8 protein-coding genes are annotated in these 12,592 nt (G+C 70.3%); 7 read left to right on the plus strand and 1 reads right to left on the minus strand.

Features of this window, described 5'->3' with window-relative positions; all coding sequences use genetic code 11:
* Positions 1-12: 12 nt before the first annotated feature.
* On the plus strand, positions 13-948 hold the full coding sequence (locus AC5WS8_RS18510) for a potassium channel family protein (RefSeq protein WP_496104500.1): 936 nt from the start codon (positions 13-15) through the stop codon (positions 946-948).
* Positions 949-1,339: 391 nt separating this feature from the next.
* Here the strand turns inward: AC5WS8_RS18510 and AC5WS8_RS18515 are convergent, their stop codons facing one another.
* Entirely contained in the window at positions 1,340-3,889 is a 2,550-nt protein-coding gene (locus tag AC5WS8_RS18515) for a GH32 C-terminal domain-containing protein (protein ID WP_496104501.1), read from the minus strand.
* Between the two features lie 290 nt (positions 3,890-4,179).
* Between AC5WS8_RS18515 and AC5WS8_RS18520 the strand changes: the two genes are divergently transcribed.
* The 6 genes from AC5WS8_RS18520 to AC5WS8_RS18545 all read left to right on the plus strand — a co-directional run bounded on the left by AC5WS8_RS18520 (position 4,180) and on the right by AC5WS8_RS18545 (position 12,485).
* Positions 4,180-5,223, plus strand: coding sequence for a LacI family DNA-binding transcriptional regulator (locus tag AC5WS8_RS18520; RefSeq protein WP_496104502.1), 1,044 nt, complete (start codon positions 4,180-4,182; stop codon positions 5,221-5,223).
* Positions 5,224-5,410: 187 nt separating this feature from the next.
* A complete protein-coding gene (locus AC5WS8_RS18525; RefSeq protein ID WP_496104503.1) occupies positions 5,411-6,418 on the plus strand; it encodes a LacI family DNA-binding transcriptional regulator in 1,008 nt (335 codons plus the stop codon).
* Between the two features lie 486 nt (positions 6,419-6,904).
* Entirely contained in the window at positions 6,905-8,203 is a 1,299-nt protein-coding gene (locus tag AC5WS8_RS18530) for an extracellular solute-binding protein (RefSeq protein ID WP_496104504.1), read from the plus strand.
* Positions 8,204-8,247: 44 nt separating this feature from the next.
* Positions 8,248-9,231 carry a carbohydrate ABC transporter permease gene (locus AC5WS8_RS18535; RefSeq protein WP_496104505.1) on the plus strand — a complete coding sequence of 328 codons (984 nt, stop codon included), beginning with the start codon at positions 8,248-8,250 and terminating at the stop codon, positions 9,229-9,231.
* A 4-nt stretch (positions 9,232-9,235) separates the two neighbouring features.
* Complete coding sequence (locus AC5WS8_RS18540) at positions 9,236-10,123, plus strand: carbohydrate ABC transporter permease (protein ID WP_496104506.1); 888 nt, start codon at positions 9,236-9,238, stop codon at positions 10,121-10,123.
* Positions 10,124-10,265: 142 nt separating this feature from the next.
* The gene (locus AC5WS8_RS18545) at positions 10,266-12,485 is read left to right on the plus strand and encodes a glycoside hydrolase family 3 N-terminal domain-containing protein (protein WP_496104532.1); all 2,220 of its coding nucleotides are present in this window, start codon (positions 10,266-10,268) and stop codon (positions 12,483-12,485) included.
* Positions 12,486-12,592: the final 107 nt, after the last annotated feature.

The raw sequence follows: 12,592 nt of genomic DNA on the forward strand, positions 1-12,592 counted from the left end.
AAGGGCGAGGACATGACGTGGTTCGTGACGTTCCTCGGTGTCGCCCTTGTGATGGCCATCCTCCGGGACGTGTTTCACACGATCTGGCACCCGACTCGCCACGGCGGCCTGAGCAGGCTGGTGATGACGGGGATGTGGCGCAGCTCCTCGCGCCTGCGCACCCGGTGGCGCGCGGCCGGGCTCGCCGGCCCCCTGGGCATGGTCTGCGTCGTCGCGGTGTGGGCGCTGGCCGTGGCTGTGGGCTGGGCCCTGGTCTACTGGCCGCACATGCCGGAGAGCTTCGCGTACTCCTCAAGACTCGTCCCGGCCGAGCATGCGGGGCCGGTGGACGCCCTGTACGTCTCCCTGGTCACGCTCTCCACCCTCGGCCTCGGGGACATCGCACCGACCGCGGGCTGGCTGCGCGTCGCCGGCCCGCTGGAGGCGCTCGTCGGCTTCGCCCTGCTGTCGGCGACCGTGTCGTGGATCCTGGGCATCTACCCCGCTCTGGCCCGTCGCCGCACGCTCGCGCTGCGTCTCTCCCACGTGCGTCGCGGCGGGGTGACCTCCGAGGCGCTCGACTCGGACGGGGGCGCCGCCCTGCTGGACGGTCTGGCCTCAGCCGTCTCGGTCATCACGGTCGACTTCCTCCAGTACGCCGAGTCGTACTACTTCTACGACGGCGACGAGAACACCTCGCTTCCCCGGCAGATCGGCCACGCCGTAGGCCTCGCAGCGCGGGCGGTCGGCGCTCGCCATCCCGACGTCCGGCTGTCCGCGAGGGTGCTGCACAGGGCGCTGGACGACCTGGCCGCCATCCTGGACGAACGCTTCCTGCACACGGGGGCGGCCACGGCCGGCGTCTTCGCGTCCTACGCCTCCGATCACGGAGACCGCACGGGGTCCGGGCCCGCCCGCCCGAGGGGGACGGACACGTCCTCCCCGGGCGATGAAGAGCGGCGTCCCTGAAAGCGACCAGCCACCGGTACCCGGCCACTGAGTCATGTGAGGGACCGCGGAAGGCTGCTGGTGTCACAGCCGAGCCGCACTTCCACGACCTTCGGCACACGGCAACGGGCTCGCCTCGACGGCCGGGGCGGGCACCCGGGCATCGGTGACCCGCATGGGCCGCGGCAGCTCGCGGGCCGTGCTGATGCACCGGCAGACGACCAGCGACCGTGACCGGGCCGTCGCCGATCGGCTCGGGGCCGTGATCCGGGGGCGGTGAGGGAGCGCCCTCGGGCGCCTCTGGCGTCGGCCCCGCGGCGAGGCCGGCGCGCCGCCGGGCTGTGGAGGCGCATCCGAGAGTCGCACGCCAAAGGCCCGCTTCCGGCCGCCCGGCGCACGGCCCCGATGCTCGTCACCGCCAGATGGACTTCAGCTGCCACGCCTGCAGGTGGTTGAGGGTGGCGGTGCCGCCTTCGGCGAAGGCGTCGACGCCGGTGCTGGAGGAATCCGGGAAGACCTGGTCGGTGAGGACGACCTGTTCGCCGCGTGTGTTCTGGGCGTAGACCTCGACGGAGGAGGCGTCGACGAGGACGTGCAGGCTCAGTCGGCCGCCGTCGAGGGCGAGGGGGGCGCGCTGGACGCCGGAGAAGGTGGGGTCGAAGTCGGTCGCGCCGGAGGCGGTGCGGTCGATGTAGACCTCGCCGGTGGCGGTGTCGTAGCCGATGCGGGTGCGCTGCCCGCCGCCGGTGCGGACGTCCAGGCCGAAGCGGTCGGCGGTGCCGGCGGTGAGGTCGGCCTGGAGTTCCTGGCTGCTGCCGTGCACCGCGAGCGGGGTGGTGGTGTTCGCGACGCGTGTGCCGGGCACCCGGGTGCCGGCACCGCGCAGGGTGGTCAGTTCGCGGACCGGCTGCTGGATCAGCCGGACCTTGCCGTTCACGGTCTGCAGCGAGAGCTGCCGGGGGAAGGAGTCGGCACTGCGCCACGGGCTGGTGGGGACGGCCTGCCCGTAGTTCCAGTTGTTCATCCAGGCGATCATGACGCGGCGGCCGCCGGGTGCGTCGTTCCACGTGTTGGCGGCGTAGAAGTCCGCGCCGTAGTCGAGCCAGTGGGCGCGCTGGGTGGTGGTCAGGGCGGGTTTGTCGGCGGCGGTGAACTGGTCGGCGAGGACGTGTCCCCAGCCGCCGGAGTTGGCGTCCACGATCTGGATCCGGGCCTTCTCGCCCTTGTAGGCCATGGTGTTGAAGGAGGCCCAGTCGAGGTTCTCGGAGCCGGCGCCGGTGGCACTTCGGACGACCTTGCCGTCCACCAGCAGGTTGACGCCGGTCTCGACGGAGGGGGGCTTCGCCCGGGTGTCGGAGAGGACGACCTGGTCGAGGTTGAGGTGGCCCCAGCCGCCCGTGTCGGCGTCCACGACCTTGATCCGGGCCTGCTTGCCCTGCAGGTCGGACAGGTCCCAGGAGGCCCAGTTCAGGGCCTCGCCATTGGATCCGGTGGCGGAGCGCACCACCTTGCCGTCCACGAGGAGCTCCACCGCGGTGGGGGCGTCGGAGCTGGCCGGGTGGTAGCCGCCGCCGATGAGGAAGTCCAGGTACTTCTTGTCGACGGTGAAGGCCGGGGAGGTGAGGGTGCCGGTGGAGGCGTCGCCGTTCAGGAAGGTGTTGACCAGGCCGTGGCCGAGGTAGCCGGTGACCTGCTGCTGGCCGGGAAGGGTGCCCTGGGCGGGTCCGGTGCCGAAGGCGTCGCCGGTGGTGGTCCAGTCGCCGATGGGGCTGGAGTAGGTGCTGCCCTCGAAGTCGGCGAGGGTCTCGCCGGTGGGTGCCGGCTCGTCGCCCAGGACGGCGCCCGGGTCGTACGGGTGGTTGCCGCCGCCGACCTTGAAGTTGATGTAGTTGCTGGTCACGGTGAAGGCGGGGGAGGTCAGTGTGCCGGTGGAGGCGTCGCCGCCGTGGAAGCTGTTGGCGAAGGCCTTGCCCTCGAAGCCGGTGACCTGTGACTGCCAGTCCACGGCCCCGGTCGCCGGCGCGCTGCCGAACGCGCCACCGGTGGCCGTCCAGTCGCCGAACGAGCCGGACTCGAAGTCCTGCAGGACGGTGCCGCTCGGCGGGGTGTACGTGCCGGTGTCGTCGGAGGTGAACTTCCTGCCGTCGAAGTCGCCGACGAAGTACTGGGCGCCGGAGCCGCCCGCGATGCCGCCGGGGTTGAGGTTGACGGCCAGCACCCACTTGGTCTTCTTCGTGTCGCCGTCGACCGGGAGCGGGAACAGGTCCGGGCACTCCCACACCCCGCCGGTGGCGCCGGCCGGGCCGAAGTCGCTCTGGTGGGTCCAGTGCTTGAGGTCGGCCGAGCTGTAGAAGGAGATCTTGTGCTGGTCGGCGAGGGAGACCGCCATCAGCCAGCGCTGGGTGGGGGCGTACCAGAAGACCTTGGGGTCGCGGAAGTTGTCGGAGCCGATGTCGAGCACCGGGTTGTCGTAGTACTTGGTCCAGGTGGTGCCGCCGTCGGTGCTGTAGGCAAGGGCCTGCTGCTGCTTGCCGGACGCCTTCTGCGCGCTGGTGTAGACGGCGACGAGCGGGGGGTTCTTCCTGGTCCCGAAGCCGGTGGTGTTGTTCCTGTCCAGCACGACACTGCCGGAGAAGATCATCTCCTGGTCGTCCTGGGGGATGGCCAGCGGGAGCTGCTTCCAGTGCACCAGGTCGGTGCTGACGGCGTGGCCCCAGGACATGTTGCCCCAGGTGTTGCCGGACGGGTTGTACTGGAAGAACAGGTGGTACCGGCCCTTGTAGTAGATGAGGCCGTTGGGGTCGTTCATCCAGTTCCGGGCCGGGGTGAAGTGGAACTGGGGGCGGTACTGCTCGTGGTAGAGCGTGTCGGCCATGGCGGGAGAGGCGGCGACCAGGCCGAGCCCGGACAGGACGGCCAGCGCGGCCAGGAGTCCGCGGCGCGGACGGGTGGTTCTGGACATGGCGCTCCTTGCAGGCATGCGGCTTCGGCTCAGCCGTAGGGGACTGACGCGTGACGAGTGGCGCTTGACGCGTGTCGGGTGCGGGCGGCGGCTTTGCCGTGGCCTCGTCCAAGGCCTCGGGTGAGCCGACTGGGGGGCAGCACGGCACCGGGCAGCTCCAGCCGGTGGCTGGAAACGTTTCGCCGAACGTACGGGCACCAAGCCGCCGAAGTCCAGACCCTGTGCAGGAAAACTCCTGAATGCGAGGATCGAGACGGCGGCACGGTGCCATCGAACCCCGGGAGAAAACGTTGCCCAGCGAGCAGAGCGACACAGGTCGGCGACCGGCGACCATGCGCGACGTCGCGACCATGGCCGGGGTGGGGATCGCCACCGTCTCGCGGGTCGTCAACGGCAAGCCCGTCACCCCTGACCTTGCGGAACGGGTGACGCGCGCCGCCGAGCTGCTCGGCTACCGCCACGACCTGACGGCCAGCAGCCTGCGTCGGGCCGACCGCCGCACCCACACCCTCGGCCTGGTCCTGGAGGACGCGGCCAACCCCTTCTCCGCCGCGCTGCACCGCGCGGTGGAGGACGCCGCCGCCGAGCACGGCATGCTGCTCCTGGCCGGGTCCACCGACGAGGACCCGGTCCGGGAACGCGGCCTGCTGAACACCTTCACCGCCCGCCGGGTCGACGGCCTCGTCGTGGTGCCCACCGGACAGAACGACACCGACCTCGACGCGGCCCGCCGGGCCGGCACACCCGTCGTCTGCGTGGACCGCCGCACCACGGCGCCGCAGGTGGACACCGTGACGGTGGACAACCGTGCGGGCGTGCGGCTGGCGGTGAAAAGGCTGCACGAGGCAGGCCACCGGCGCATCGCCTTCCTCGGTGACCTCCGCACGATCTGGACCGCCGAAGAGCGCCACGCCGGCTTCGTGGAGGGGCTCGCCGAGGTGGGATGCGTCCTGCACCCCTCGCTCGTGAGACGCGGCCTGCACGGCGCGGAGGCCGCCCGGGAGGCCACCCGCGAACTCCTGGCCCTCACCCGCGCGCCCACCGCACTCGTCTCCGGCCAGAACCTCCTGACCATCGGGGCCCGCCGGACCCTGCAGGAGCTTCGACTGCAGCACCGCGTGGCGCTGATCGGCTTCGACGATCTGCCCCTCGCCGACCTGCTCGACCCCGGCATCTCGGTGATCGCCCAGGACCACGCCGCCATCGGCCGGGAGGCCGCGAGCCTGCTGTTCGAGCGACTCGAGGGCGAGGGCGGACCCGCCCGTCATCGCGTGCTGCCCACCCGCTACCTCGCCCGCGGCTCCGGCGAGCTTTCCGCTCCCGAGGACGGCTGAGGACCTTCCGGTGAACGAGTTGTTTCCGGTGTGTTGACGGGGCGTGCCTCTCGGTGCTTCACTGCCGGAACCGGTACCGAAACCGGTTCCGGCACCGCTCCCGGTACCGGTTCCAAGGGGTCTGTACGATCAGCCCTTCGGTGCGGGAGGACGTCTCCCGCCCTAGCGTGGAGGGAGAGGGGGTGGCATGGGAGTCACCATCGCCGACGTGGCCGCACGGGCCGGCGTCAGCAAGACGACGGTCTCGCGGGTGCTGAACGGCAAGGGCGAGATCAACGAGAACACCGTCCTGAAGGTCCGCAAGGCGATATCGGAGCTCGGTTATGTGCCCAGCGCCGGAGCAGTGGGGCTCGCACGCGGCACCACACAGATGATCGGCATGCTGGTCCCTGACATGGCCTGGGCCTGGGCCGGCATAGTGCAGGCGGTCGTCGAAACGCTGGAGACCGAGGGCTTCGGACTGCGCATGCTGACCTGGAACCGCGGTGAGGAGTCACTGCGCAGGCTCGGCCTGCAGGTCGCCGCCAAGTCGTTCGACGGCCTGCTGGTGATAGAGCCCGAGGGCGCCCTGGGGTACATCACGGAACTGCACGAAGCGGGGCTGCCGGTCGTGCTGATCGACGATCGCTTCCAGCGGCCGGGATTCCCCTACGTGGCCACCACCAATCGGGAGGGCGGTGCGCAGGCGGCACGGCACCTGCTGGACATCGGGCGCCGTCGCCCCCTGGTGCTGACCGGTCCCGAGACGTTCGGCTGCACTCGGGAACGGCTGGGCGGCTTCGTCGACGTCTACGCGGAAGCCGGGATCGAGATCGGCCAACGCAGCGTCATCTGCGGCGACTTCCAGTTCGAACGCTGCCGGACCGCCGTCGCGGGCGCCCTCGCGGACGGCCTGGAGTTCGACTCGGTCTTCGCCCACAACGACCCCTCGGCGGCCGGGGTGCTCGCCGCCCTGCACGAGGCCGGTCTCTGGGTACCGCAGGATGTCGCCGTGGTGGGGTTCGACGACGTCGAGATGGCGTCGTACACCTATCCGGCGCTGACCACCATCCGCCAGCCGATGAGGGAGATGGGTGCGGCGGCGGCGCGTCTGCTGCTGGACCACGTGCGCGGATCGCCGGAGGCAGCCCCCTCGTGCATCATCCCCACCAGCCTTGTGGCCCGTGGCTCGACGTTGCAGCGGAGCCCGAACTGACGCCACGTCGTTCCGATGCGCGCGGTGTCGGCGTCTCACCGAACCGTCCGTCTCCGCCGCTCCTGCCCTGCCCCGCAGGCGGGGACGGACCCCATCCGGTCGTGTAACCGACCCAACCGGCCCCGGGGCAGGCCGGCAGGTCGCCCGGCTCCACTCGAAGCCGCCCCACGCGTCGGCCCCGACCGGCCTGTTCCGACTGTGCGTCTGCTTCACCGCCGTCCACACGGAACCGTTCCCGCGTGACCACCGCCGAGGTGCCGTTACCGTCGGCGCCTTCCCGGCCCGCCCCACCGAACGGCACGCCCGGCACACCCCCGCCCGGCCGCAGCCCACTCCGGTCGGACGCTCCAGCCGCGATCTGCGGCTGACCGTCGATGCCGCTGTCACCGCGGACGGTCTCCACTCGTCCGCCGACCCATCCGGGCGCTCGTCCCCAGCCTTCGCCGCCCCCCGCGCCTTCATCACCCAACGGCAAGGAGCCGCACCATGCGTACCTCTACTCGTCACACCGTCAGAACAGTCCAGGCCCTGTGCGTCACCGTCACGGCAGCCCTGGTGGCCACCGGCTGCGGCCGGAGCGCCGACTCCGGACCCGGCAGGGACGCACCCGCGAAGATGGGCAGCGGCAAGGCAACGGGCAAGGTCGTCATGTGGTCCATGGGCGACACCGACCCGGCCCTGGAGAGCCTGGCCAAGGAGTTCGAGCAGCAGAACCCCGGCGTCAAGGTCCAGATCACCCCGGTGCCCTGGGCCTCCGCCCACGACAAGCTGACCACCGCCATCGCCGGCGGCAACACACCGGACATGTCCGTGATCGGCTCCACCTGGATGGCCGAGATGGCCGCCATGAACGCCTTCCAGGCCACCCCGACGTCGTTCAAGTCGTCGGACTTCTACCCCGGCCAGTGGGACACCACCAAGTACAAGAACACCTCCTACGGCGTCCCGTTCGTCGCCGACACCTCGGCGGTCTACTACCGGACCGACATCACCACGAAGGCCGGCATCAAGGGCCCCCTGGCAAGCGACCGGGACGGATACCTGAAGGACCTCAAGGCCATCCAGGCCACCGCCGGCAAGCAGAACCCCGAGCTGCGCCATGCCACCGGCCTGGTGATGGGCTTCAACTCCTGGATCTTCTGGGTGCCGATGGTCTGGCAGCAGGGCGGTGACATCTACGACGCCAAGACCAAGAAGTTCACCTTCGACACCCCGGAGGTCGCCAAGGCGCTGGAGTACTACGCGAGCGTCCCCAGGCAGGGCCTGGCGCCGACCGACAAGGAGGACAACGTCCAGGGCTTCCAGGACGGGCTGATCGCCACCTACCAGGAGGCCGCCTGGGCCGGCGGCGCCTTCCACAAGGACGCCCCGAAGCTGGACGGCAAGTGGAAGACCATGCCGGTGCCGTACAGCAAGCAGCCCGCCGGGTTCGCCGGCGGCAGCGACCTGGCGGTGTTCAAGGGCGCCAAGAACCCCGAGGCGGCGTGGAAGTTCGCCCAGTTCCTCACCGAGCCCGCCAACCTCGCCGCCTACAGCAAGGCGACCGGCAGCCTGCCCCCCGCGCCCGCCGCATGGTCGGAGGGGAAGCTGACAGAGGACGAGACGAAGAAGGCGTTCGAGGAGCAGCTGAAGGTCAGCAAGGCGCCGCCCGCCCTCACGACCTGGCAGCAGATCGCCGACGCCATCGACTCCGAACTGGAGAAGCTGTCCCTCGGCAAGGCCACCGTCGCCCAGGTGCAGCAGGCCCTGCAGTCCAAGGCCACCAGCATCGGCACCGGCCGCTGAGCGCCGGCGCGTGAGCAGCCCTCCAGCAGCCCTCTTACGGACGGATGACATCCATGTCCACGAAAACGCTCCCCGGGCGGGGCGACGTCCATGAGCCGATCACCGGGCGGCCGGACGGGAGTGCCGATCGCCGGCACTCCGCGCTCCGCCGCTCGGCGCGCGCGCAGGCCCGGGCCGCCTGGATCCTCGGCGCGCCCTTCCTCGCTCTCTTCGCGGCCTTCATGGTGTTGCCGGTGGTCTGGTCGCTGCTGATGAGCATGACCGACACCCAGAGCGCCGACCTGCGTACTCCGCTGAACGTGTCGTTCACCGGCTTCGACAACTACGTACGGCTCTTCGAGGACGAGCAGTTCGTTCATGCGCTGCGCAACACCGGCGTGTTCGTCCTGGTCGGCCTGCCCCTGACCCTGGCCGCGGGGCTCGCCGCGGCGGTCGCCCTCGACCGCGGCATCCGCCGCTTCCGTGCCGTCTTCCGGGTCGGCTTCTACCTGCCGGTGATCACCAGCGTCGTGGCCGTCGCCGTGGTCTGGAAGACGCTCCTGGACCCGCGCGCGGGGCTGGTGAACACCGTTCTGGCCTGGTTCGGGATCAACGGCCCGGCCTGGTTGGCGGACACCCGGTTCGCGCTTCCCGTCATGATCGTGATGGCGGTGTGGCGCAACCTCGGCACCGTCATGATCATCATGCTGGCCGGGTTGCAGTCCGTACCCCAGTCCCTGATGGAAGCGGCCGAACTCGACGGAGCCGGGGCCTGGCAGCGGTTCCGGCGGGTCACCTTCCCGCTCCTGCGCCCCGCCCTGCTGCTCACCGCCGTCACCACCGGCATCGGCTACCTGCAGTTCTTCGACGAGCCGTTCGTGATGACCGGCGGCGGGCCGCTGGACTCCACCCTGTCGGCCACGTTGTACGCCTACAACCAGTTCGGCAACGGCAACTACGACATGGCGTCGGCCGCCGGCTACGTCGTCTTCGTCCTCATCGTCGCGCTGACCGTCCTGCAGTTCCGGGTACTGCGAGACAAGGACTGATCCCATGAGCACCCTCACCCACCCCCGCACCGGACACGCGGACACGGACCGGGCCCTGCGGCGCCGCCGCACCCGGCAGAACTGGGGTCAACCCTGGCTGTATCTGCCGCTCACCGGCTGCCTCCTGCTGATGATCGCGCCGTTCCTGTGGATGCTCTCCGGCTCCTTCAAACCCGAGGCCGACATCCGCAAAGTACCGCCCGTTCTGATACCCACCGCACCCACGACCGCCAACTACGGCCGGCTGTTCCGCAGCCTCGACTTCACGAGCATGTTCGCGAACTCCGTGATCGTGGCCCTGGCCATCACCGCGGGGAACCTGATCTTCTGCTCCATGCTCGGCTACGCCCTGGCCAAGCTGGACTTCCGCGGAAGGCGTGTCGTGTTCAGCCTGGTCATCGGCACCCTCATGGTCCCCGGCCTGGTCACCTTCGTACCGCTGTACGTGCTGACGGCCAACATGAAGCTGACCGGCTCGCTGCTCGGGCTGATCCTGCCGTTCCTGGCCGGCCCGTTCGGGGTGTTCCTGATGCGGCAGTTCATCTCCACCCTGCCCGACGAACTCATCGACGCCGCCCGGGTCGACGGCTGCCGCGAACTGGCGATCTTCTGGCGGATCATCCTGCCGCTGACCAGGCCGGCTCTGGCCACCCTGGGGATCATCACCTTCCTCGGCTCCTGGAACAGCTTCCTGTGGCCCCTGGTCGTGGCCCAGAACCAGGACCAGTACACGCTGCCGGTCGGCCTGGCCCTGGCCAGCAGCGGACAGTCCTTCACCCGCTACGGCATCCTCCTCGCCGGCGCCGTCGTCGTCCTGCTGCCGGTGATGATCGTCTTCCTCCGCTTCCAGCGCCACTTCGTCGCCGGAATCGCCACCACCGGCCTGAAGTGACCTCCGTCGCCCACCCTCATCAACTCCCTGACCTGCAACGACTCATGACCTGGAGACCACAGTGGGACAGCCGGTCCGCCCTGTCGCGTACCTGGATCCGGACGCGTCCGTGGAAACGAGAATCGAGGACCTGCTGTCCCGGATGACCCTGCCGGAAAAGGTCGGGCAGTTGCTGATGCTCGACGCGCAACACGGGGACCTCGAGGACATCGTGTCGGCCAAGCTGGCCGGGTCGGTCCTGCATGTGACTCCCGCGCGGATGCCGGAGGCCATGGAACTGGCCCGGCGGACACGGCTCGGCATTCCGCTGCTGACAGCCGACGACTGCATCCACGGCCACTCGTTCTGGCCGGGCGCGACCATCTTCCCGACACAGCTGGCCATGGCCTGCAGCTGGGATCCCTCTTTGATCCGGCGGGTCGCCCGTGCGTCCGCGACCGAAATCGCGACGACCGGAATCCACGGGACGTTCTCCCCGGTGCTGTGCATCACCCGGGACCTGCGCTGGGGCCGGATCAACGAGACGTTCGGCGAGGACCCGTACCTGATCGGTGAACTGGGCGCGGCGATGGTGCGCGGCTATCAGGGTGAGGGCCTCGGCGACCCGACAGCCGTGCTGGCGTACGCCAAGCACTTCGCGGGTTACTCGGAGACCCTGGGCGGACGGGACGCCAGTGAGGCGGATCTCAGCCCACGCAAGCTGCGCTCGTGGTTCCTGCCCCCGTTCGAGCGAGCGGCTCGGGCCGGCTGCCGCGCCTTCATGCTGGGCTACCAGTCGATCGACGGGGTGCCCATCACCGCGAACCAGTGGCTGATCAACGACGTGCTCAAGGGCGAGTGGGGCTTCACCGGCACGCTCGTGACCGACTGGGACAACGTCGGCCGGATGGTCTACGACCAGCGGACCTGCGCGGACTACGCCGAGGCGGCGGCGGTCGCCGTCAACTCCGGGAACGACCTCATCATGGCCACGCCGGCGTTCTTCGAGGGCGCCCAGGAGGCGGTCGCCCGCGGCCTGGTCGACGAGAAGCAGATCGACGACGCGGTACGGCGGGTTCTGCGGCTGAAGTTCGAGCTCGGACTCTTCGAGGACCCCCGGGCCCCCGACCCCGAGCGGCAGGCGCAGGTGATCGGCTGCCGGGAACACGCCGACCTCAACCTCGAGACCGCCCGGCGTTCCCTCGTGCTGCTGCGCAACGAGGGGATCCTGCCACTCGAAGGCGGGCTGACCGCGGACGGAACCGGTCGCGCCGCAGGCGGGTGCACGCCGCGGACGATCGCGGTCATCGGCCCCAACGCCGACAGCACGGAGGCCGTGCTCGGCGACTGGGCGGGTGCCACCGGCCAGGTTCCGTGGATGCCCGAAGGACATCCACGCGAGGTGGTGGAGACGGTGCTGGACGGCCTTCGCGCGGTCGTCCCCGCCGACTGGACCGTCACGCACGCCCGCGGAGCCGACATCGAAAGCCCCGCCTTCGACCCCGACGAGTGGACCGTCGGGCCCGACGGACAACCGCAGCCCCCCGTGTTCACCCCCGCCCCGGTCGACGAGGCTCAGCTCCGCGAGGCCGTCGCCGCGGCAGAGGCCGCCGACTACGCCGTCGTGGTCGTGGGGGACACCATCGCCCTGACGGGCGAGGTGCGCTCCACGGCCACCCTCGACCTCCAGGGCGGCCAGATCGCGCTGCTGGACGCGGTCGCCGCCACCGGCACGCCCATGATCGTGGTACTGCTCCAGTCCAAGCCGAGCACCCTCCCCGACTCGGCACTGGACGCGGCAGCGCTCATCGAGGCGTTCAACCCGGGCATGCGCGGCGGCCGAGCCATCGCCGAACTCCTCCTCGGACTCGTCGAGCCCAGCGGCCGGCTCCCGGTCTCCTTCGCACGCCACGTCGGACAGCAACCGGTCTTCTACAACCAGGTGCGCGGCCAGCACGGGGACCGCTACGCGGACCTCACCCAGGACCCCCTGTTCGCGTTCGGCGAGGGCCTCGGCTACACCACCGTCACCTACTCCGCCCTTGCCGTGCCCGAGGACGACGTCCCCGCCGACGGCACCGTCCACGCCACGGTGCGACTCACCAACAGCGGCAACCGGCCCGCCCTGGAGACGGTCCAGGCGTACGTCAGCGACCTGACCACCAGTGTCACCTGGGCCGAGCAGGAGCTGAAGGGCTTCACCCAGGTCGAGGTCCCTCCCGGCGAGAGCCTGGACGTCACCATCAGCATTCCTGCCTCGCAGTGCTCACTGGTCACAGCCGACGGTCGCCGAGTGGTCGAACCCGGCGAGTTCGTACTGCGGGTCGGCCCCAGCTCACGGCGGGAGCAGCAGCTCAGCGCGGGATTCCGCGTCCGGGCCTGAATGCCGCTCGAAGGCCGTGCGAAGGCCGAACGGAGGCCGCTGAAGCCCCCGCCCAGCCGATCCTGACCCGGCTGGGCGGGACCCTCTGGAACACCGAAAGGCACGCG

The sequence above is a fragment of the Streptomyces sp. PTL18 genome (assembly GCF_059510295.1).